Source organism: Pseudomonas lactis (assembly GCF_001439845.1).
Classification (GTDB): domain Bacteria; phylum Pseudomonadota; class Gammaproteobacteria; order Pseudomonadales; family Pseudomonadaceae; genus Aquipseudomonas; species Aquipseudomonas lactis.
Genome location: NZ_JYLO01000008.1, coordinates 333,504 through 354,736, shown reverse-complemented (window position 1 = coordinate 354,736; position 21,233 = coordinate 333,504). Strand labels below are relative to the sequence as shown.

The 21,233-nt window shown below is 61.0% G+C and carries 21 protein-coding genes; 10 read left to right on the top strand and 11 right to left on the bottom strand.

Going from position 1 to position 21,233, the window contains the following annotated elements; all coding sequences use genetic code 11:
• Nucleotides 1-62: 62 nt before the first annotated feature.
• A complete protein-coding gene (gene polA / locus TX24_RS15930) occupies nucleotides 63-2,858 on the bottom strand; it encodes a DNA polymerase I (RefSeq protein ID WP_057710653.1) in 2,796 nt (931 codons plus the stop codon).
• A 74-nt stretch (nucleotides 2,859-2,932) separates the two neighbouring features.
• Here polA and TX24_RS15925 point away from each other — a divergent pair, with 74 nt between their 5' ends.
• Entirely contained in the window at nucleotides 2,933-3,223 is a 291-nt protein-coding gene (locus tag TX24_RS15925; protein ID WP_003187366.1) for a DUF2782 domain-containing protein, read from the top strand.
• 56 nt (nucleotides 3,224-3,279) lie between these two features.
• A complete protein-coding gene (locus TX24_RS15920; RefSeq protein ID WP_003187365.1) occupies nucleotides 3,280-4,233 on the top strand; it encodes a homoserine kinase in 954 nt (317 codons plus the stop codon).
• 715 nt (nucleotides 4,234-4,948) lie between these two features.
• Here TX24_RS15920 and TX24_RS15915 read toward each other — a convergent pair.
• Nucleotides 4,949-5,878, bottom strand: a complete 930-nt coding sequence (locus tag TX24_RS15915) for a zinc ABC transporter substrate-binding protein (protein WP_057710652.1) — start codon at nucleotides 5,876-5,878, stop codon at nucleotides 4,949-4,951.
• 58 nt (nucleotides 5,879-5,936) lie between these two features.
• Between TX24_RS15915 and zur the strand changes: the two genes are divergently transcribed.
• The 4 genes from zur to TX24_RS15895 are packed head-to-tail and all read left to right on the top strand — an operon-like array spanning nucleotide 5,937 to nucleotide 8,727.
• Nucleotides 5,937-6,419 (top strand): zinc uptake transcriptional repressor Zur, encoded by a 483-nt coding sequence (zur, locus tag TX24_RS15910; RefSeq protein WP_003187362.1) that lies wholly within the window; start codon nucleotides 5,937-5,939, stop codon nucleotides 6,417-6,419.
• Nucleotides 6,419-7,189 carry a zinc ABC transporter ATP-binding protein ZnuC gene (gene znuC, locus TX24_RS15905; protein WP_003187361.1) on the top strand — a complete coding sequence of 257 codons (771 nt, stop codon included), beginning with the start codon at nucleotides 6,419-6,421 and terminating at the stop codon, nucleotides 7,187-7,189. Before zur ends, znuC begins: the two co-directional genes overlap by 1 nt.
• Nucleotides 7,182-7,970, top strand: a complete 789-nt coding sequence (gene znuB / locus TX24_RS15900) for a zinc ABC transporter permease subunit ZnuB (RefSeq protein ID WP_003187359.1) — start codon at nucleotides 7,182-7,184, stop codon at nucleotides 7,968-7,970. Before znuC ends, znuB begins: the two co-directional genes overlap by 8 nt.
• A 37-nt stretch (nucleotides 7,971-8,007) precedes the next feature.
• Nucleotides 8,008-8,727: a PA5502 family lipoprotein gene (locus TX24_RS15895; RefSeq protein WP_014716334.1), complete on the top strand. Its 720-nt coding sequence runs from the start codon at nucleotides 8,008-8,010 to the stop codon at nucleotides 8,725-8,727.
• Between the two features lie 86 nt (nucleotides 8,728-8,813).
• Here TX24_RS15895 and katE read toward each other — a convergent pair whose 3' ends face one another.
• Nucleotides 8,814-10,955: a catalase HPII gene (gene katE, locus TX24_RS15890; RefSeq protein WP_057710651.1), complete on the bottom strand. Its 2,142-nt coding sequence runs from the start codon at nucleotides 10,953-10,955 to the stop codon at nucleotides 8,814-8,816.
• 265 nt (nucleotides 10,956-11,220) lie between these two features.
• Here katE and TX24_RS15885 point away from each other — a divergent pair, with 265 nt between their 5' ends.
• Genes TX24_RS15885 through TX24_RS15875 form a run of 3 tightly spaced genes read left to right on the top strand, consistent with a single transcriptional unit; the run spans nucleotide 11,221 to nucleotide 13,724 of the window.
• Nucleotides 11,221-12,228, top strand: a complete 1,008-nt coding sequence (locus TX24_RS15885; RefSeq protein ID WP_003187356.1) for a methionine ABC transporter ATP-binding protein — start codon at nucleotides 11,221-11,223, stop codon at nucleotides 12,226-12,228.
• Nucleotides 12,228-12,902 (top strand): methionine ABC transporter permease, encoded by a 675-nt coding sequence (locus tag TX24_RS15880; RefSeq protein WP_003187354.1) that lies wholly within the window; start codon nucleotides 12,228-12,230, stop codon nucleotides 12,900-12,902. Before TX24_RS15885 ends, TX24_RS15880 begins: the two co-directional genes overlap by 1 nt.
• Nucleotides 12,903-12,953: 51 nt before the next feature.
• Nucleotides 12,954-13,724 (top strand): MetQ/NlpA family ABC transporter substrate-binding protein, encoded by a 771-nt coding sequence (locus TX24_RS15875; protein WP_034134153.1) that lies wholly within the window; start codon nucleotides 12,954-12,956, stop codon nucleotides 13,722-13,724.
• A 129-nt stretch (nucleotides 13,725-13,853) separates the two neighbouring features.
• Here the strand turns inward: TX24_RS15875 and TX24_RS15870 are convergent, their stop codons facing one another.
• The 5 genes from TX24_RS15870 to TX24_RS15850 are packed head-to-tail and all read right to left on the bottom strand — an operon-like array spanning nucleotide 13,854 to nucleotide 17,777.
• Nucleotides 13,854-14,489 carry an SCO family protein gene (locus TX24_RS15870; protein ID WP_003187352.1) on the bottom strand — a complete coding sequence of 212 codons (636 nt, stop codon included), beginning with the start codon at nucleotides 14,487-14,489 and terminating at the stop codon, nucleotides 13,854-13,856.
• Complete coding sequence (cyoE, locus tag TX24_RS15865) at nucleotides 14,486-15,385, bottom strand: heme o synthase (protein ID WP_057710650.1); 900 nt, start codon at nucleotides 15,383-15,385, stop codon at nucleotides 14,486-14,488. The genes TX24_RS15870 and cyoE overlap by 4 nt, the downstream gene beginning before the upstream one ends.
• Nucleotides 15,373-16,452, bottom strand: coding sequence for a COX15/CtaA family protein (locus TX24_RS15860; protein ID WP_057710649.1), 1,080 nt, complete (start codon nucleotides 16,450-16,452; stop codon nucleotides 15,373-15,375). Before TX24_RS15860 ends, cyoE begins: the two co-directional genes overlap by 13 nt.
• 10 nt (nucleotides 16,453-16,462) lie before the next feature.
• Nucleotides 16,463-17,047 (bottom strand): hypothetical protein, encoded by a 585-nt coding sequence (locus TX24_RS15855; protein WP_034134150.1) that lies wholly within the window; start codon nucleotides 17,045-17,047, stop codon nucleotides 16,463-16,465.
• Nucleotides 17,013-17,777, bottom strand: a complete 765-nt coding sequence (locus TX24_RS15850; protein ID WP_034134149.1) for an SURF1 family protein — start codon at nucleotides 17,775-17,777, stop codon at nucleotides 17,013-17,015. The genes TX24_RS15855 and TX24_RS15850 overlap by 35 nt, the downstream gene beginning before the upstream one ends.
• 32 nt (nucleotides 17,778-17,809) lie before the next feature.
• Between TX24_RS15850 and TX24_RS15845 the strand changes: the two genes are divergently transcribed.
• The gene (locus TX24_RS15845; RefSeq protein WP_003187345.1) at nucleotides 17,810-18,013 is read left to right on the top strand and encodes a twin transmembrane helix small protein; all 204 of its coding nucleotides are present in this window, start codon (nucleotides 17,810-17,812) and stop codon (nucleotides 18,011-18,013) included.
• 6 nt (nucleotides 18,014-18,019) lie between these two features.
• On the opposite strand, the gene TX24_RS15840 is transcribed toward TX24_RS15845, so the two are convergent.
• From TX24_RS15840 to ctaD, 3 genes are all read right to left on the bottom strand, one after another.
• Nucleotides 18,020-18,907: a cytochrome c oxidase subunit 3 gene (locus TX24_RS15840; protein ID WP_034134148.1), complete on the bottom strand. Its 888-nt coding sequence runs from the start codon at nucleotides 18,905-18,907 to the stop codon at nucleotides 18,020-18,022.
• Between the two features lie 35 nt (nucleotides 18,908-18,942).
• Nucleotides 18,943-19,494 carry a cytochrome c oxidase assembly protein gene (locus TX24_RS15835; protein WP_003187340.1) on the bottom strand — a complete coding sequence of 184 codons (552 nt, stop codon included), beginning with the start codon at nucleotides 19,492-19,494 and terminating at the stop codon, nucleotides 18,943-18,945.
• 135 nt (nucleotides 19,495-19,629) lie between these two features.
• Nucleotides 19,630-21,213 carry a cytochrome c oxidase subunit I gene (ctaD, locus tag TX24_RS15830; RefSeq protein ID WP_003187339.1) on the bottom strand — a complete coding sequence of 528 codons (1,584 nt, stop codon included), beginning with the start codon at nucleotides 21,211-21,213 and terminating at the stop codon, nucleotides 19,630-19,632.
• Nucleotides 21,214-21,233: the final 20 nt, after the last annotated feature.

Genomic DNA, 21,233 nt, shown 5'->3' with positions numbered 1-21,233 from the left:
TGACCGCGGTTTGCACTCTAAACCGCCTCGCCACCGCGCAAGGTGATGGCGAAGCCGCAGAATCAGTGCGCCTCGTCCCAGTTATCGCCTACGCCTACGTCCACCACCAAAGGCACGTCCAACTGCGCCGCCGCGCTCATATGCTCGCGAATCTTCTCGCTGACCTGCGCGACCAAGTCTTCGCGCACCTCCAGCACCAATTCGTCGTGCACCTGAAGGATGACCTTGGCATCCAGGCCCGACTCAGTCAGCCAGTTATCCACCTGCACCATGGCTTTTTTGATGATGTCCGCCGCCGTGCCTTGCATCGGCGCGTTGATCGCTGTGCGTTCGGCCGCCGCGCGCTCCTGGGGCTTGTTGGAGTTGATGTCCGGCAAGTACAGGCGTCGCCCGAAGAAGGTTTCGACATAGCCCTGATCCGCCGCCTGGGCGCGGGTGCGCTCCATGTATTCGCGCACCCCTGGATAGCGGGCGAAGTACACATCGATGTAAGCCTTGGCGGTCTTGGTATCGACGCCGATGTCCTTACCCAGCTTCTGGGCGCCCATACCGTAAATCAGGCCGAAGTTAATCGCCTTGGCGCTGCGGCGCTGGTTGGACGTGACCTCATTCAACTCGACCTTGAACACTTCGGCCGCCGTGGCCGTGTGTACGTCCAGGTCATTGCGGAAGGCGTTCATCAAGCCCTCGTCCTTGGACAAATGCGCCATGATCCGCAGCTCGATCTGCGAATAGTCCGCCGCCAGCAGCTTGTAGCCCTTGGGCGCGACAAACGCCTGGCGAATGCGCCGCCCCTCGGCGGTGCGCACCGGGATGTTCTGCAAGTTCGGATCGCTGGAGGACAAGCGCCCGGTCGCCGCGACGGCCTGATGGTAAGACGTATGAATACGCCCGGTACGTGGGTTGATCTGTTCCGGCAGGCGGTCGGTATAGGTACTTTTGAGCTTGCTCATGCTGCGGTACTGCATGAGTACCTTGGGCAGCGGGAAATCATCTTCGGCCAGTTTGGCCAGCACTTCTTCAGCCGTGGAGGCCTGGCCCTTGCCGGTTTTTTTCAGCACCGGCATGCCAAGCTTTTCGTAGAGAATCGCCCCAAGCTGCTTGGGCGAACCCAGGTTGAATTCTTCACCGGCGATCTCGTAGGCCTGGCGCTCCAGCTCAACCATCTTGTTACCCAGCTCGATGCTCTGGATGCCGAGCAGGTCCTTGTCTACCAGTGCGCCCTGGCGCTCGATGCGGGCCAGCACCGGCACCAGCGGGATCTCGATGTCCGTCAGCACACTGGCCAGGCTCGGGATCGCTGCCAGTTGCGCGTAAAGGTACTGATGCAGGCGCAAGGTCACATCAGCATCTTCGGCCGCGTAAGGGCCGGCTTGCTCAAGGGCGATCTGGTCGAACGTGAGTTGCTTGGCGCCTTTGCCGGCGATGTCCTGGAAGCTGACCGTGTCGTGGTCCAGGTACTTCTTCGCCAGGCTGTCCATATCGTGCCGCGTCGCGGTGGAGTTGAGCACGTAGGATTCGAGCATGGTGTCGAAGGCGATGCCGCGCACGGTAATGCCCTGGGCAGGGTCGCCACCAATGGCGCAGTTGGCCAGGATATTCATGTCGAACTTGGCATGCTGGCCCACCTTGAGTTTGGTCGGGTCTTCCAGCAACGGTTTCAAGGTCAACAGCACGGTGTCGCGGTCCAGTTGTTCCGGTGCACCGATGTAAGCGTGCGTCAGCGGAATGTAGGCAGCCTCATGGGGCTGCACCGCGAACGAAACCCCGACCAATTGCGCCTGCTGGGCGTCGATCCCGGTGGTTTCGGTATCGAAGGCAAACAGCTTGGCGTCGTTGAGTTTTTTCAACCACAGATCGAACGTGGCCTGGTCAAGAATGGTGGTGTAAACCGTCTCTACGGGCACCGATACCACCGCCTCCACTGCGACATCCGCGACGGGCGTAACTTCATTGGCCGCCTTCAGCTCGACACGCTTGGTATCGCGCTGGATCTCGTCGTACCAGCTCTTGAACTCCAGCAATGTGTACAGCTCAAGCAGCTTTTCGCGGTCCGGTTCGATCAGGTGTAAATCATCCAACCCAACATCCAGCGGCACATCGATCTTGATCGTCGCCAACTGATAGGACAGGAATGCCATCTCTTTATGCTCTTCCAGCTTTGCCGGCAGGGTCTTGGCCCCACGGATAGGCAGGGTCGGCACAATATCCAACTGCTCATAAAGCTCTTTGAGGCCGCCATTGACCCCCACCAGCAAGCCGGAGGCGGTCTTGGGGCCAATGCCCGGAACGCCGGGAATGTTGTCGGACGAATCTCCCATCAACGCCAGATAGTCGATGATCTGCTCCGGAGCGACGCCGAATTTCTCCTTAACGCCCTCGATGTCCATGGAGCTACCGGTCATGGTATTGACCAAGGTAATGTGGCCGTCCACCAGTTGCGCCATGTCCTTGTCACCGGTGGAGATCACCACCGGGCGGCTGGCGGCCGCGCTGCTGCGGGCCAGGGTGCCGATCACGTCATCGGCCTCCACACCCTCGACGCACAGCAACGGGAAGCCAAGAGCGATCACGCTTTGATGCAGCGGCTCGATCTGCAGGCGCATGTCATCGGGCATGCTCGGGCGGTTGGCTTTGTATTCGGCGTACATCTCATCGCGAAACGTCCCACCCTTGGCGTCGAAAACCACCGCAAATGGGCTGTCCGGGTACTGCTTGCGCAGGCTTTTGAGCATGTTCAACACGCCCTTGACCGCACCGGTGGGCAGGCCTTTGGAGGTGGTCAGCGGTGGCAGCGCGTGGAAGGCGCGGTACAGATAAGAAGAACCGTCCACCAGGACGAGGGGCGCTTGGCTCATGAGCAGGATCAACCTTTTCGGCGGGTCAGGCGCTAGAATAGCCGGACCAATGAAAACAAAGGGACAAGGTTATCATGCGTACATTCAATCGCCTGCTGTTGACCGGTTTGATTGCACTCGCTCCGATGGCTGCCATGGCGGCAGACGATGCCCCTTCGGCAGACCCGGAAGTTACCATTCGCACGGAAGGCGACAAAACCATCCAGGAATACCGCCAAAACGGCTTCCTGTACGCAATCAAAGTCACCCCGAAGGGCGCACCGCCGTACTTTCTGGTACGTGCGGACGGCACCGACGCGAACTTCATCCGCTCTGACCAGCCGGATATGCTGATCCCGTCATGGAAGATCTTCGAATGGAAATGATTTCTTAATTTTAACCGGCGCTGCCCACCGCAGCGCCCGTAACGGCAGTTTTAACCATGTCTGTGTTCACCCCCCTGGCTCGGCCCGAGCTGGAAACCTTTCTCGCCCCTTATGGGCTCGGCCGCCTGCTTGATTTCCAGGGGATTGCCGCCGGCAGCGAAAACACCAATTTCTTTATCAGCCTGGAGCAGGGCGAGTTCGTCCTGACCCTGGTTGAGCGTGGCCCGGTGGCAGAAATGCCGTTCTTCATCGAACTGCTCGACGTGCTCCACGACGCCGACCTGCCCGTGCCGTACGCCCTGCGCACCACCGACGGCATCGCTTTGCGCGAACTCAAGGGCAAACCGGCCTTGCTGCAACCACGTCTGGCGGGCAAGCACATCAAGGAGGCCAATGCGCAGCATTGCGCCCAGGTTGGCGAACTGCTCGGCCACCTGCACCTGGCCACCCAAGGCGAAAAGGTACTTGAACGCAAGACCGACCGCGGCCTGGAGTGGATGCTCAGCGAGGGCGCGCAGCTTATTTCGCACCTTAACGAGGCCCAGCAACGCCTGTTGCGCGATGCGCTGGCCGAGATCGACGCCCACAAGGCCGACATCCTCGGCCTACCACGGGCGAATGTGCACGCCGATCTGTTTCGCGATAACGCGATGTTTGAAGGCACGCACCTGACGGGCCTGATCGACTTCTACAACGCCTGTTCGGGGCCGATGCTCTACGACGTGGCCATCGCCTTGAATGACTGGTGCTCGGATGCCGAGGGCGTGATTGACGGCCACCGTGCCCGGGCGCTGCTGGGCGCTTACGCAGGGCTACGAGCGTTTACCGCGAAGGAAGCCGAGCTATGGCCGACCATGCTGCGCGTGGCGTGCGTGCGGTTCTGGCTGTCGCGGCTGATCGCGGCCGAGTCATTTGCCGGGCAGGATGTGTTGATTCATGACCCGGCTGAGTTCGAGCACCGCTTGGCGCAGCGTCAGCAGGTCACGGTCCACCTGCCGTTCGCACTTTAAAACACCGACTCGGTCAATGTGGGAGCTGGCTTGCCTGCGATAGCGGTATCGACTGAGCCAACGCTATCGCGGCATAGGTATCTACACAACTTCGGTACGACGCTAAACCTGTGGCGAGGGAGCTTGCTCTCGCGACGGCCTGGCAGCCGACGCTGATCTAACTGACGCACCGCGATCCAACTGTGGGAGCTGGCTTGCCTGCGAAGACGGCTTGACAGTCAACACAGTTGGACCGTGTACATATCCATTCCTGCGGTAACGGCCACTTAGGGTTCCGCCCTGACGGCGGCTCACTTTGCAAAAGCCGGGATGCCGGCCCAGGCCAAAGTAAGCAAAACGCTCTTGCCCCACCACTCGGCACCTCGCCCAGGCTCGGTGTGCCCGTAATCCGCCAGTGATTTGGGGGTCGCCTAAGATCAAAAGCAGATCAAGATCAAGAGCGTCTCGCGTCGCATCGTGGTTACCGTCGGCTGCTACAGCCTACAAAGTTGTGTAGATACCTATGGCTATCGCGGGCAAGCCCTAATGCCAGTCAGTTAAGGTTTTTTGTAGGAGCGAGCTTTCTCGCGAAAAACTTACGGGCGCCGCGTTCATTCAGCGAGCACGCGTTATCGTTGACGTTTTTCGCGAGCAAGCTCGCTCCTACAGTAGGCGATGACCGCTTAACTGACTGGCATTGGGGCAAGCCCACTCCCACAGGGTTTTGTGTTACCTGTTAGAGCGACTCCAGGCAACCGGCGAGGTCATTGCCGAGTTTTTCCAGCACCTGCTCATAACCCTGGGCCGTCGCCGGGGTATAGCCACCCAACGCATCCAACTCCGCCAACTTCACCGGCAACCCGGCTACCAGGGTTTCGGCCAAGCGAGGTCGCAACGGCGGCTCGCTGAACACGCAAGTCTTGCCCACTTCCTGCAAACGCGCGCGCATCGCCGCTACGTGCTGCGCGCCCGGCTGCACTTCGGCGGCCACGCTGAACACGCCCGCATGCTTCAAGCCGTACGCCTCCTCGAAGTAATCAAAGGCTTCGTGGAACACGAAGTAAGGTTTGCCATCCACGCCCGCCAAACGCTGCTTCAGGCGCGCATCCAGCGCGTTCAGGCGTTCTTCGAAGGCTTTGGCATTGCTCTGATAACGCTCGGCATTGGCCGGGTCGGCGGCGCTGAGGTCGGCCGCCATCCGTGCGGCGATCACGCGCGCATTGACGGTCGACAGCCACAGGTGCGCATCCACGCTGCCTGGGCGGTGATCGTGGTCATGTTCGTCGGCTTCGTCGGCATGAGAATGGCTATCTTCGCCGAAAATGCGCAGTTTCATGCCTGGCAGATCCTGCACGGCCACCGTTGGCGCCGTACGGCCTTTAAGCACACGCGGCAAAAACGTCTCCATGTCTGGCCCGATCCAGTAAAGCAGGTCGACCGACTGCACGCGCCGTACGTCGGATGGGCGCAAAGCGAAGTTATGTGGCGACGCCCCCGGCGGCAGCAATACCTCTGGAACAGCCACGCCGTCCTGCACGGCAGCCGCGATCAGCTGCAACGGCTTGATGCTCGTCAGCACCTTGACCTCGGCCTGAGCGGCACCCGCAACGAACAAACTGGTGACAAATATGACAAAAACGGGAAAAAGTCGGGACACGATGACCACTCGATGGCGTAGGAACGGGTAACATAATAACGTCTCTATCAAATATCTGTCGCCGCTCATGCCTAAAACACCGCTTGCCAGCCGTCCCCACGACCACTCTCACTGCGTGCACACCGCATTGTCAGAGGCCGACACCCTGTGCGCAAAGAAAGGCTTGCGCCTGACCGCCTTGCGTCGCCGGGTGCTGGAGCTGGTGTGGCAGAGCCATAAGCCTTTGGGCGCTTACGATATTCTTGGCGTCCTCAGCGAGCAGGACGGCCGCCGCGCCGCACCGCCTACCGTTTACCGTGCACTGGATTTCCTGCTGGAAAATGGCCTGGTGCACCGTATCGCCTCGCTCAACGCCTTTGTCGGTTGCAACCACCCGGAGCACGCGCATCAGGGCCAGTTCCTGATCTGCCGCGAGTGCCACGCCGCCATCGAGCTTGAGCAAAAAAGCATCAGCGACGCCATTGTCAAAAGCGCTGCCGACGTCGGCTTCAAGGTCGAGGGGCAAACGGTCGAAGTGGTCGGCCTGTGCGCAGGCTGCCAGGGGGTTTGATGAGCAATGCGTTAATCCGCCTGGAGCAGGTCGGGGTCACGTTCGCCGGGCAAAACGTGCTGGAAAACATCGCACTGAGCGTGGAGCCGGGGCAAATCGTCACTTTGATCGGCCCCAACGGCGCTGGCAAGACCACCCTGGTGCGCGCCGTGCTCGGGCTGCTCAAGCCCCACAGCGGCACGGTTTGGCGCAAGCCCAAGCTGCGCGTGGGCTATATGCCGCAAAAGCTGCACGTGGACCCGACATTGCCGCTCTCCGTATTGCGCTTCCTGCGCCTGGTGCCTGGCGTAGACCGCGCCCGCGCCCAGGCTGCGCTTAAGGAAGTCGGCGCCGAACACGTCATCGACAACCCGGTGCAAAGCATCTCCGGCGGCGAAATGCAGCGCGTGCTGCTGGCCCGCGCCTTGCTGCGCGAGCCCGAGTTGCTGGTACTCGATGAGCCCGTGCAAGGTGTCGATGTCGCTGGCCAGGCCGAGCTGTACAGCCTGATCACCCGCCTGCGCGACCGCCATGGTTGCGGCGTGCTGATGGTCTCCCACGACTTGCACCTGGTCATGAGCACCACCGACCAAGTGGTCTGCCTCAACCGCCACGTGTGCTGCTCGGGCCACCCGGAACAGGTCAGTGGCGACCCGGCGTTCGTGGAGTTGTTCGGCAAGAACGCCCAGAGCCTGGCTATCTATCATCACCACCACGACCACGCCCATGACCTGCATGGCGCCGTCGTCGATACCCCCCACGTTCATGGAGATAGCTGCAAGCATGGCTGATTTTCTGCTCTACGCCCTGCTGGCAGGCTTGGCTTTGGCACTGGTAGCGGGCCCATTGGGCTCGTTCGTGGTGTGGCGACGCATGGCCTATTTCGGCGACACGTTGTCCCATGCCGCCTTGCTGGGCGTGGCCATGGGCTTTCTGCTGGACGTAAGCCCGGCCATCGCCGTGACCGTCGGCTGCCTGCTGCTAGCGGTGCTGCTGGTGACCCTGCAGCAACGCCAGCCACTGGCTTCCGACACACTGCTGGGCATCCTTGCGCCCAGTACTTTGTCCCTGGGCCTGGTGGTGCTGAGCTTCATGCATGAAGTGCGCATCGACCTGATGGCCTACCTGTTTGGTGACCTGCTGGCAATCAGCCCGACCGACCTGGCCTGGATACTCGGCGGCAGCGCTGCGGTGCTGGTGTTGCTGGTGACCCTGTGGCGCCCGTTGCTGGCGATCACCGTGCATGAAGAACTGGCCAAGGTAGAGGGCTTGCCCGTCGCAGGCCTGCGTATGGCGCTGATGTTGCTCATCGCCGTGGTGATTGCTGTCGCGATGAAGATTGTCGGCGTATTGTTGATCACGTCGCTGCTGATCATTCCAGCCGCCGCCGCCCAACGTCACGCTCGCTCTCCGGAGCAGATGGCGATTGGCGCCAGCCTCCTGGGGATGCTTGCAGTGTGTGGTGGCCTGGCGCTGTCCTGGTTCAAGGACACACCGGCCGGGCCGTCGATTGTGGTTACGGCGGCCGCCCTGTTTCTGCTGAGTTTTGTCCTGCCCCGTCGAGGGGTGTAGACTTGCTCGCTTTTTGCGCAAATAGAGAGTCGCAGGAATGAAGCCGTTCACCTCCCGTTATCTGCTCCTTGCCGCATTTTCACTGCTGCTGGGCGCCTGCCAAAGTACGCCGCCCGCTGCCCCCCAGGCTCCGGATCCGCGGGCTGCGGCCATCGCGCAGCTGGAACAAAACCTGGCCAGCAGCGAATTGGCCACCGCCGAAGACCAGTTGGCCGCACTGCAGGCCCAATCGCCCAATGACCCGGCACTTGAGGCCTACCAGCGTCAATTGGCCGAAGCCTACTTGCAGCGCAGCCAGATCGTGTTGCAAAAGGGCGATGTCAACGCGGCCGCCACGGCCCTGAGCCGTGCCCGCGCCTTGATGCCCAAGGCCCCTGCGCTGACTGGTGGCGTCAACAGCGCCATCAGCCATGCGCGCAAAGCCGAATTGGACCAGGCAGAAGCCGCGTTGAAAGCCGCTGAAGCCAAGCCCGCCGCCAAGGTTATCGACCCGGCAGCGCCGAGCACCACCGTGGCGCTGAACCTGGCGGATGTCGAAGATATGCGTCATCAGTTGGACGCGATCGCCACCGACGTGGTGAATTACCAGTGCGATGTCAGCATCCAGGTGCCACGCACCCAGGATTACCCGTGGCTGGCCACGTTACTGACCAAGCGGGTCAAGCGGATTGATTCGGGATATGACCTGAAGATTCACCGGCAAATCCTGAAACACATTCCGGCGCAGGTTGTGCTGATTCCGCGCAAGGCGGACTAAAAGCATCGCAGGCAAGCCACCTCCCACATTTGAACGGTGTGGGAGCTGGCTTGCCTGCGATGACGATCTAACAAACAACCGATAAGTTAAGCCGGAATCGCCTTGGATTTCGGCTCACGCTCCCACACCCGATGCTGGGCAATCGCCGCAAAAAACGCTTTGAACGCCTTGGCATCCGCGCCCACGATCAACCCCGCATCCGCTTCCAGCTTCAGCAGGTCCAGCAACGGCTTCACATCACTGGCTACCGCAATCGCCTTCAGGTGTTTGTAGGCTTCCAGTACATAATGCAACGCCACACCATCACCGCTCAGCGCCTTCACGGACTCTTTGCCACCCGGGATAAACACTGCGTCGAAGGCAATGGACGGCATGCCTTCCATCGAGGCGTCGACCGGCAGCGTCTTGCCCTGCGCAGTGGTCACAGGCGCCGAAGTAGGCCCCAGCAACTTGGCATGGGCGCCTTCAGCTTCCAGCGCGGCTTTTAGCGCGTCAATGGCCGCACCATCAACGCCGTTGGCTGCCAGAATCGCCACTTTGCGCGTTTTAATATCGCCCGATAGTAAATTCACCTGGCTCAAGGCTGGCGATTCTTTCAGCGACGTTTCACGGGCAGGCACCGTGCCCTTGGTCGGCGCCGGCAAGCCCAAATTCTGCGCAACGCGCTTGGCCAGCTCCAGGTCGATATTGGCCAGGATCTCGTTGACCTGGCGCGCACGGATGAACTCGCGCTCCACCTTGCCCAGCTCAAAGCTGTAGGCCGCGATAATGTGCTCTTTCTCGTGGTGGCTCATGCTGTTGTAGAACAGCGTCGCCTGGGAGAAATGGTCACCGAAGGATTCGCTACGCTCACGCACCTTGTTGGCATCGACGCGCTCGTAGTAGGACTCAAAGCCACCATCGGTAGGACCGGCAGGGGTTTCCTTCGGCCAACCACCATCAATGGAGTTTGGCTCGTACGACGCACGGCCTTTATCGATCACCGTACGATGCTGAGCGTCGCGCTGGCCGTTATGGAAAGGCACGACAGGCCGGTTGATTGGAATCTCATGAAAGTTCGGCCCGCCCAGTCGGCTGATCTGGGTATCGGTGTAGGAAAACAGACGGCCTTGCAGCAACGGGTCGTTGGTGAAGTCGATGCCCGGCACGATGTGGCCCGGGCAGAACGCAACCTGCTCGACTTCAGCGAAGAAGTTGTCGGGGTTACGGTTGAGCACCATTTTGCCCAGCGGCGTGATCGGCACCAGTTCTTCGGGAATGATCTTGGTCGGGTCGAGCAAATCGAAATCGAACTTGTGTTCGTCCTCTTCGGCCACGATCTGCACGCCCAGCTCCCACTCGGGGTAATCGCCGCTTTCAATCGCCTCCCACAGGTCACGACGGTGGTAGTCCGTATCTTTACCGGCCAGCTTTTGCGCTTCGTCCCATACCAGGGAGCAGGTGCCGACTTTTGGACGCCAGTGGAATTTCACGAAGCTGGACTTACCTTCGGTATTGATCAACCGGAAGGTGTGCACCCCAAAACCCTGCATGGCGCGCAGGCTTTTTGGAATGGCGCGGTCGGACATGGCCCAGATCACCATGTGCGCGGATTCCGGTTGCAGCGAGACAAAGTCCCAGAAGGTATCGTGGGCCGAACCGCCGGTAGGAATTTCGTTATGAGGCTCGGGTTTCACCGCGTGGACGAAGTCTGGAAATTTGATCGCATCCTGGATGAAGAACACCGGCATGTTGTTGCCCACCAGGTCGAAGTTGCCTTCGTCGGTAAAGAACTTCACGGCAAAACCGCGCACATCACGCACGGTGTCGCCGGAACCACGCGGGCCCTGCACCGTGGAAAAACGCGCGAACACCGGGGTTTTATGCTCAGGCGTGCGCAGGAAACCTGCCTTGGTCAGCGTCGAATGGTCGCCGTAACTCTGGAAATAGCCATGGGCGCCCGTACCACGGGCATGCACGATGCGCTCCGGGATGCGCTCATGGTCGAAGTGCGTGATCTTTTCACGCATGATGAAGTCTTCGAGCAGCGACGGGCCGCGCGCGCCGACTTTCAAGCTGTTCTGGTTATCGGAAATCTTCACGCCTTGGTTGGTGCGCAGGGCCTGGCCAGTCGCGTCAGAGCGGAATTCTTCCAGGGCCTGCAACTTGGCGTTGGTGTTGCCACGGTCCAGGGTATCGGTACCCGCAAGTTCACTCTTGGGCGGGGTGGCTGGCTTCTTGGTACTCATCAGTCAAAACTCCTTATTCAAAGTGGCCAGAGCGGTCCCCGGCTCGTTTGAGCAAAACCCCAGGCACGGCACCTGGGAAATCGAGTTGCTTAAGTAGTGACTGACGCGGTTTTGCACCGTTCCTTTTTTATGACCTTTGATCGCGTTATTGCCAAATGACTGGATGAATACGAAATAAATGCTAAGAAACGCTATACGGACAGGCTAAAATGCGCGCCCGGCTAACCGCTGATCCCTTTTCAATGCGCCCCACAAGGTTCGCTACGTGATCGAGTTTCAAAACGTCCATAAAACCTACCGCGTCGCCGGTAAGGATATCCCCGCCCTGCACCCCACCAGCCTGCGCGTCGAGAACGGCCAGGTGTTTGGCCTGATTGGCCACTCGGGTGCCGGTAAAAGCACCCTGCTGCGCCTGATCAACCGCCTGGAAGAGCCCAGTGGTGGCCAGATCAAGGTGGATGGCGAAGAAGTCACTGCGCTGGACGCCAACGGCCTGCGGCGCTTTCGCCAGCAGGTCGGCATGATCTTCCAGCACTTCAACTTGCTGGCGTCCAAGACCGTGGCCGACAACGTCGCGCTGCCGCTGACGCTCGCCGGCGAACTGTCGCGCAAGGAAATCGACCAGCGTGTGGCTGAGCTGCTCGCCCGCGTCGGCTTGTCGGACCACGCCAAGAAGTACCCGGCGCAGTTGTCCGGCGGCCAGAAACAGCGCGTCGGCATCGCCCGAGCCCTGGCGACCAAGCCAAAAATCCTGCTGTGCGACGAAGCCACCAGCGCCCTCGACCCGCAAACCACGGCGTCGGTCCTGCAACTGCTGGCCGAGATCAACCGCGAGCTGAACCTGACCATCGTGTTGATCACCCATGAAATGGACGTGATCCGCCGCGTATGCGACCAGGTCGCGGTGATGGACGCCGGGGTGATCGTCGAGCAAGGCTCGGTGGCCGACGTGTTCCTGCACCCCAAGCACCCGACCACCAAACGCTTCGTACAAGAAGCCGAACAGGTGGACGAAGGCGAGCAGCGCGACGACTTTGCCCATGTGCCAGGCCGTATCGTGCGCCTGACGTTCCAAGGGGACGCGACCTACGCGCCACTGCTGGGTACCGTCGCACGGGAAACCGGGGTGGACTACAGCATCCTTGCCGGTCGTATCGACCGCATCAAAGACATCCCTTACGGGCAACTGACCCTCGCCGTCACCGGCGGTGACATGGACGCTGCGTTTGCACGCTTCACCGCCGCCGACGTTCACATGGAGGTCCTGCGCTGATGGACGTTTTCCTGAGTTTCTTCGCCAATATCGACTGGTCTGAAATCTGGCTCGCCACCGGTGACACCATGACCATGCTGTTCGGCTCGCTGTTCTTCACCGTGCTGCTGGGCCTGCCCCTGGGCGTGCTGTTGTTCCTGACCAGCCCGCGCCAGCTGTTCGAACAAAAAGGCCTGTACGCGCTGCTGTCGCTGATCGTGAATATCTTGCGCTCGCTACCGTTCATCATCCTGCTGATCGTGATGATTCCATTCACGGTACTGATCACCGGCACGTCGCTGGGTGTCGCCGGCGCGATCCCACCGCTGGTCGTCGGCGCCACGCCATTCTTTGCGCGCCTGGTGGAAACAGCCCTGCGCGAAGTGGACCGTGGCATCATCGAAGCCACCCAGGCCATGGGTGCTACCACCCGCCAGATCATCACCAACGCCCTGTTGCCCGAAGCCCGCCCTGGCATCTTCGCAGCGATTACGGTGACGGCGATTACACTGGTTTCCTACACCGCAATGGCGGGTGTGGTCGGTGCTGGCGGCCTGGGCGACCTGGCAATCCGTTTTGGCTACCAGCGCTTCCAGACCGATGTGATGGTGGTCACCGTGGTGATGCTGTTGATTCTTGTGCAAATTCTGCAAACCGTCGGCGACCGGCTGGTGGTGCATTTTTCTCGTAAATAACGGCCATTGCCGGCACACAGCCGGCAGATGCCCGAACAAGGAGCTTGCTGGATGAAAAAACTACTGGTTGCTTTCGCCGCCGTGGCTGCGTTTTCCGCCCACGCCGAGACCATTACGGTCGCTGCTTCGCCGGTGCCTCACGCCGAAATCCTCGAATTCGTGAAGCCTGCCCTGGCCAAAGAAGGCGTGGACCTGAACGTCAAAGTCTTCACCGACTACGTGCAGCCGAACGTACAGGTGGCTGAAAAGCGCCTGGACGCCAACTTCTTCCAGCACCAGCCGTACCTGGATGAATTCAACAAGGCCAAAGGCACTCACCTGGTGAGCGTCGGCGCGGTGCACCTGGAGCCTCTGGGCGCTTACTCCAGCAAGTACAAAAAATTGGCCGACCTGCCTGACGGCGCCAACGTGGTGATTCCGAACGACGCCACCAACGGTGGTCGTGCGCTGTTACTGCTGGCCAAGAACGGCCTGATCACCCTGAAGGACCCGACCAACATCCTGTCGACCATCAAGGACATCACCGGCAACGATAAAAACCTGAAATTCCGCGAACTGGAAGCCGCCACCCTGCCGCGCGTGCTGACCCAAGTCGACCTGGCGCTGATCAACACCAACTACGCCCTGGAAGCCAAGCTGGACCCATCCAAGGATGCCCTGGTGATCGAAGGCAGCGATTCGCCTTACGTGAACATCCTGGTGACCCGCGAAGACAACAAGGATGCGGACGCGGTGAAGAAGCTGGTTGCAGCTCTGCACACGCCTGAAGTGAAGAAGTTCATCGAAGAGAAGTACAAAGGCGCGATCAAGCCGGCGTTCTGATTTCTCCTGATCTGATCGTTCCCACGCTCCGCGTGGGAACGCCTCTCGTGACGCTCTGCGTCACGCTTGGGGACGCAGAGCGTCCCTAACTGCATTCCCACGCAGAGCGTGGGAACGATCATCAGGTGCTCACTTGCGCTGTAGCAACCCCGGCAACTGCGCCACCAGCTTCTGGTTGTTCAACGGCGCACGAATAAACCCACGCTGCGTCCCATCCGGGCCAATCAGTGCCAGGTTGCCGCTGTGGTCGACGGTGTAGTTCGGCTTAGTGGTATCCGCCGGAATGAAGGGAATGCTCACCGCATTCGAAACCTTCTGCACATCCTCCACATTCGCGCCAGTCAGGCCTTGGAACTGCGGATCAAAGTAACCCAGGTACTGCTTGAGCTGCGCCGGAGTATCGCGGTGCGGATCGACGCTGACCAGGATCACCTGCAACTTATCCACAGCCTCTTGGGGCAGCTCGCTCTTGATCTGGCGAAGCTGGGCGAGGGTGGTTGGGCAGATATCCGGGCAGAAGGTGTAGCCAAAAAACAGCAGGCTCCACTTGCCCTTCAACTCGTTGACCACCACCGGCTGGCCTTCCTGATTGGTCATGGTCACCGCTGGCAACTGGCGGCTTTGCGGCAACAGAATGATGCCCGCGTCGATCAGCGCGGTAGGGTCGCCCTGGCCTTTGCCCGAGAGCACTTTGTTGACGGTCAGGCCCATGATCAACGCCACCAGGGCCACGAGGATGAAGACGGTTTTTTGAGTTCGAGTCATAGGTTCAACAATAAGTAGTGGTCTACGAGCAGGGCGATAAACAGCAGCAGCAAGTACCAGATAGAGTACTTGAACGTGTTGATCGCCGCGTGCGGCTGGCTGCCACGGTACAACACCCAGGCCCATTGCAGAAAGCGCGCACCCAACACCAGCGCACAGGCCAGGTAGAGCAGCCCGCTCATGTGGATAACGTAGGGCATCAGGCTCACCGCCAGCAGGGCGAAGGTGTACAGCAGGATATGCACCTTGGTGTAGTGCTCGCCATGGGTGACCGGCAGCATCGGGATGTCGGCCTTGGCGTATTCCTCTTTGCGGTGAATGGCCAGGGCCCAGAAGTGTGGCGGGGTCCAGGCGAAGATGATCAGCACTAGCAGCAAGGGTTCGGCACCCACATGCCCGGTGACAGCCACCCAGCCCAGCAGCGGCGGCGCCGCACCGGCCAGACCGCCGATGACGATATTCTGCGGAGTCGCCCGCTTGAGAAAGCCGGTGTAGATCACCGCATAACCCAGCAGCGAAGCCAAGGTCAGCCAGGCCGCCAGCGGGTTGGTGAACGCCAGCAGCAGGGCCAACCCTGCAATCGCCAGGAACAACGCAAACGCTAACGCCGCCATCGGCGAGACACGCCCCTCAGCCATCGGCCGCTTGTGAGTGCGCGCCATCACGGCATCAATCCGTCGATCCACCACATGATTGACCGCCGCCGCGCCGCCGGCACACAGGGCAATGCCGAGGTTGCCGAACACCAGCACGGTCCAGGGCACCCCGGCGCGGGTGGCGAGGAACATGCCCACCAGCGAGGTGATCAGCATCAGCACCACCACTTTGGGCTTGGTCAGCTCCAGATAGTCACGCCAGATCGCCCGGTCGCGACGTGCGCCGATCACGGTCGCCATGGCAGTTCTCCTTTAAGGGTGATCAGGCCCGACACCTGTTTGCGCGGGATAAAACGCCAACCGAACAGACGCGGGTGACGCACCCGAACCAGGCTGGTGCGCGCGTGGTAATTGACCAGCACCAGCGTCAACAACAACGTTGCCCCGCCAGCGTTGTGCGCGACTGCCACCGGTAACGGCAGGCCGAACACCACATTGCTCAGCCCCAGGCAGATCTGCGCGGCCAGGGCGATCAACAGCAGGCCGGCCAGGCGCGTCATCCCCACTGCCCGCAGTTGCCAGGCCAAACCGAGCAGCACCAGCGTGACCAGCACGGCGCCGACGCGATGCGTCAGGTGAATAGCAGTGCGCGCTTCGCTGTCGAGCTGCCCGCCCAGGTAATTGGGGCCGATGTGCTGGGTCAGGTGAAAGCCATTGGCAAAGTCCGCTGCCGGCCACCATTGGCCATGGCAGGTGGGCAAATCGACACAGGCCACCGCCGCGTAGTTGGAACTGACCCAGCCGCCCAGGGCGATCTGCCCGATCACCAGCACCAGGCCCGCCGTCGCCCAATATTGCAGGCGCTTGGGCACGACCAGCGCCGGCAGTACGCCGGACAGCCGCAGGGTCAGCAGAAACAGCAGGCTCAAGGTCGCAAAGCCGCCCAACAGGTGCCCGGTGACCACTTGCGGCCAGAGCTTCAAGGTCACGGTCCACATGCCAAACGCCGCCTGGGCCAACACCACCGCCAGCAGGAACAGCGGCAGCTTCACTGGCTGGCCCGGATCACGCCGATGACGCCACGAACGCGCCGCCAGCAGCGCGATCAAGAGGCCCAGGCTGCCAGCGAAGTAGCGATGGGTCATCTCGGCCCAGCCTTTGTCGGCCTCCACCGGCGTGTCGGGAAAGTGCAACTCGGCATGGGCCAGTTGGGCTTCGCTTTGGGGCACGCTGATAAAGCCGTAGCAACCCGGCCAGTCCGGGCAGCCGAGGCCGGCGTGGGTCAGGCGGGTATAGGCGCCGAGCAGCACGACAAGCAACGCCAGTAAGGTGGCAAACAGCGCGAGGCGAAATCCAGGCTTGGCCATGACGGTGCCCTTATCCGATGTTCGACAGTTTCAGCAGCAAGCGCAGGTCGTTGAGCAAGTCCTTGCCCTTGACCTTGGCGTCATAGCGCAGCACCAGATTGCCGTGGGGGTCGACGATCCACAGTTGTGCCTCACCAGGCGCGGCAGCGTTCCTGGCAAAGGTCGACACATCCAGCGGGTAGCGCTGCAGCTGTGGATATTCAGCCTTGAGCTTGGCCTCGTATTCGCGGCTCAAAGGTTGCGCGCCGGCCAGGGCATGGCTGGCACGAGACGCATCACGGCCAAGGCTGATCTGCAGCTGGCGCGCCAGGTACACCAGTTGCTGGCAATCGGCAGCGCAGGCGGCGGGGGCGGTGACCAGCAGTTGCCAACGCTGTTCATCGGCCTGCACACCAATGTCGGCGCGGGTCTGGCCGTTGCCGATCAGTTCGCCGTGGTAGCTGCGGCTGTCCGGCACCCAGAACTGCAATTTGTACATAAAGGTGGCCAGCGCCATCGGGCCGATCACCATCATCAGGATCAAAATCAGCTGCCAGCGACCCTTGCGCCGATCAAGCGTGTCAGATGTGCTGGGTGGATTCATGGCCGCTCCCATGGGGCTTCTCCTTTTTGTTATGCCATCCGAGGTAGAGGTAAAGCGCCAGCAACGCCACGGCCATGGCGAACCATTGCACGGCGTAGGCCAGGTGTTTTTCCGGGCCCATGGCGACCACGGGCCAGCTGGTTTCGTAGGTATCGGGGCCCGCTTCGGCACGCAGTTCATAGGCAAAACCGCTGCGCCCCAGTTCGTCCCACAGCGCGGCGGGGTGCAGTGCGGTAAGCAGGCGCGGCCATTGCGTGCTGGCCGGGTCGGCATGCAGTTGGAAGGTCTCGCCGGGGGCGACGTACACCCAGGCGTCGAGGTTCAGCGTCTGTTCAGGGGTAGTAAAGGCGGGCGCGATACGCCGGTCTGGCCAAGGCAGCCAGCCACGATTGAGCAACAGCCATAGGCCGCTGGCCTGATCATGAAAAGGCTGCAGCAGCTCGACACCGGCCTTGCCGTCACGCATGCGGTTATCCAGCAATACGCTGTGTTCACCATCCAGTTGCCCGCGAAGATGGACGCGACGGAAGGCCGGATCAGCCATGTCATTGAGTTGCGCACTGCTGACCGGCTCGGCCGCGCGGCGCTCGGCATAACGGTCTACCAGCAGTTGCTTTTCGTGCCCACGGGCCAGTTGCCAGAACCCCAGGCCGACCATCAATGGCAGCAACACCAGCACCACCAGCGTCGGCGCGATGCCCGGACGAAAGCGCTGCAGGGCACTGGCTATACTCGATCTCATCGCCCCTCTCCCAATAAGCCCGGAGCCAGACCATGCTCAAAGCCGCCATTGCCCTGATGCTGATCGCGACCGTCGTGAGCCTGTTCAGTGGCTTGTTCTTCCTGGTCAAGGACGAGGGCAACTCCAACCGCCTCGTCACTGCCTTGACTGTGCGTGTCACGCTGGCCGTGATCACCGTGGGCTTGATCGCCTGGGGCTTTTTCAGCGGCCAACTGGTCTCTCATGCGCCGTGGTAAGCGGCGTCACAGCACATAGACAAAGAAAAACAGCCCGATCCACACCACGTCCACAAAGTGCCAATACCAACTGGCCGCCTCGAAACCGAACTGGTGCTCGGCATTGAAATGCCCACGCAGGATGCGCATCAGCATCACAAACAAAATAATGGTGCCGATGGTCACGTGGGCGCCGTGAAAGCCCGTGAGCATGAAGAACGTCGCGCCGTACACGCCTGAGCCCAGGGTAAGGCCCAACTCTTTATAGGCGTGGATGTATTCCTCAGCCTGGAACCCAAGAAACGCCAGGCCCAGCAGCACGGTGATCGCCAGCCAGAGTTTCAGCGCGCCGCGATGGCCTTTGCGCAGGGCATGGTGGGCGATGGTGATGGTCACGCTGGAGCTCACCAGCAGGATGGTGTTGACCAACGGCAGGCCCCAGGGGCTGATGGTGCCTTTGGGCGCTGGGTAGAGCTTGGGGTCGGGGTTGTTCAGCAGGGGCCAGGCAAACTCAAAGTTCGGCCACAGCATATGGGCAATGCCCTTGGGGCCCTCGCCCGCCAACCAAGGCCCGGCCCAGACACGCACGTAGAACAGCGCACCAAAAAAGGCGATGAAGAACATCACCTCCGAAAAGATGAACCAGGTCATGCCCCAGCGGAACGAGCGGTCCATCTGCGCGCTGTACAGCCCGGCACGACTTTCCTTGATCACCGCGCCAAACCAGCCAAACAGCATGTAGGCCAGCAGCAAACCGCCGACGAAAAAGATCCACGGCCCGTGGGATTCGGCCCGCGCGGCCTTCAAGTCGTTGAACCACACGGCCAGGCCATACACGGTGACCAGCAGGCCAATCGTGGCAATTATCGGCCATTTGCTTTGCGCCGGTACGTAGTACGTATCATGAGTCGACATGTATTCGCTCTCCTGATTGAGGGGGCAAACAGTAGCTAGCCCCCGGTCCTGACGGCCACGGGCGGCTGGCGCGCAGTGATATCGAACAGCGTGTACGCCAGGGTCAAATGCTTCACATCCTTGGGCATCGCGCGATCGACGATGAAACGTACGGGCATCTCAATGCGCTCACCGGGCTGCAACACTTGCTGGGTGAAGCAAAAGCATTCGGTCTTGTGGAAGTACATCGCCGCCTCGGCCGGGGAAATGCTGGGTATCGCCTGGGCGGTCATCGGCTTATCGGTGGGGTTGTAGGCCACGAACAGCATCTCGTTGACTGCTCCGGGGTTGACCACAATCTCATCGGCCTTGGAATGAAATTCCCAGACCATGTCGATGGCGTTGGTGGACAGAAACTGCACGCGCACCTGGCGCGAGGGGTCGACCATTTGCTCGCCCTCGTACTGGCCGGCGGTCTTGCCGTTGATGCCGAACGCCTTGCACATCACGTCGTAGATCGGCACCAGGGCGAAGCCAAAGGCGAACATCGCCAACACCAAAATCAGCAGACGGGTGACCAGGCGCTTGAGCGGTACGGAGTCAGCCATGGCGCCCACCTGGCTTTGGACTTTCTGTGGGAGCTGGCTTGCCTGCGATGAGGACCTCAAAGTCGGGAGATTCAGCGCCTGACATACCGCCATCGCGGGCAAGCCCGCTCCCACAGGAGGAGTATAGGGAGGGCTTCATTTGACCTCCGGCGGCGTGGTGAAGGTGTGATACGGCGCGGGCGAGGGCACGCTCCATTCCAGGCCTTCGGCGCCATCCCAGGGCTTGGCCGGCGCAGGCGGGCCGCCACGGATGCACTTGATGACAATGAACAGGAAGAAGATCTGCGTGGCGCCGAACATGAAGGCACCGATGGACGAGACCATGTTGAAGTCAGCGAACTGCAGGTTGTAGTCCGGCACCCGACGCGGCATACCGGCCAGCCCCACGAAGTGCATGGGGAAGAACGCCATGTTCATGCCCACGAAAGACAACCAGAAATGCAGTTTGCCCAGGGTTTCGTCGTACATGTGGCCGGTCCATTTCGGCAGCCAGTAGTAGGCCGAGGCGAAGATCCCGAAGATCGCGCCGGGCACCAGTACGTAATGGAAATGCGCCACCACAAAGTAGGTGTCGTGGTACTGAAAGTCCGCCGGGGCAATCGCCAGCATCAGCCCGGAGAAGCCGCCGATGGTGAACAGGATCACAAAGGCCACCGCAAACAACATCGGCGTCTCGAACGTCAGTGAGCCTTGCCACATGGTGCTGACCCAGTTGAATACCTTCACCCCCGTGGGTACGGCGATCAGCAGGGTGGCGTACATGAAGAACAGCTCACCCACCAGCGGAATGCCCACCACGAACATATGGTGTGCCCACACGATGAATGACAGGAACGCGATGCTCGCGGTGGCGTAGACCATCGAGGTGTAACCGAACAGCGGCTTGCGCGAGAAGGTCGGGATGATCGAGCTGACCGCGCCAAAGGCCGGCAGGATCATGATGTACACCTCGGGATGCCCGAAGAACCAGAACACATGCTGGAACAGCACCGGATCGCCACCACCGGCCGCGCTGAAGAAGCTGGTGCCGAAGTGGATATCCATCAGCATCATGGTCACGCAGCCCGCCAGTACCGGCATCACCGCGATCAGCAGGAACGCGGTGATCAGCCAGGTCCACACGAACAGCGGCATTTTCATCAGGGTCATGCCCGGCGCGCGCAGGTTGAGGATGGTGGCGACCACGTTGATCGCGCCCATGATCGAACTGATGCCCATCAGGTGGATGGCAAAGATAAAGAACGTCACGCTTTCCGGCGCATAGGTGGTGGAGAGCGGGGCGTAAAAGGTCCAGCCGAAGTTCGGCCCACCGCCGGGCGTGAACAAGGTAGACACCAACAGCAGAAACGCCGCCGGCAGCAGCCAGAAACTGAAATTGTTCATGCGCGGCAGGGCCATGTCCGGCGCGCCGATCATCAGCGGGATCATCCAGTTGGCCAGGCCGACGAACGCCGGCATCACTGCGCCGAACACCATGATCAGGCCGTGCATGGTGGTCATCTGGTTGAAGAACGCCGGCTGCACAATCTGCAGGCCCGGCTGGAACAGCTCGGCGCGGATCACCATGGCGAACGAGCCACCGAGCAGGAACATGGTGAAGGCGAACCACAGGTACATGGTGCCGATGTCTTTGTGGTTGGTGGTCAGCACCCAGCGCATCAGACCCTTGGCGGGGCCGTGGGCATGGTCGGCATGACCATGGTCGATCACAGTGCTCATGGCCGTTCTCCTGCAAGCGA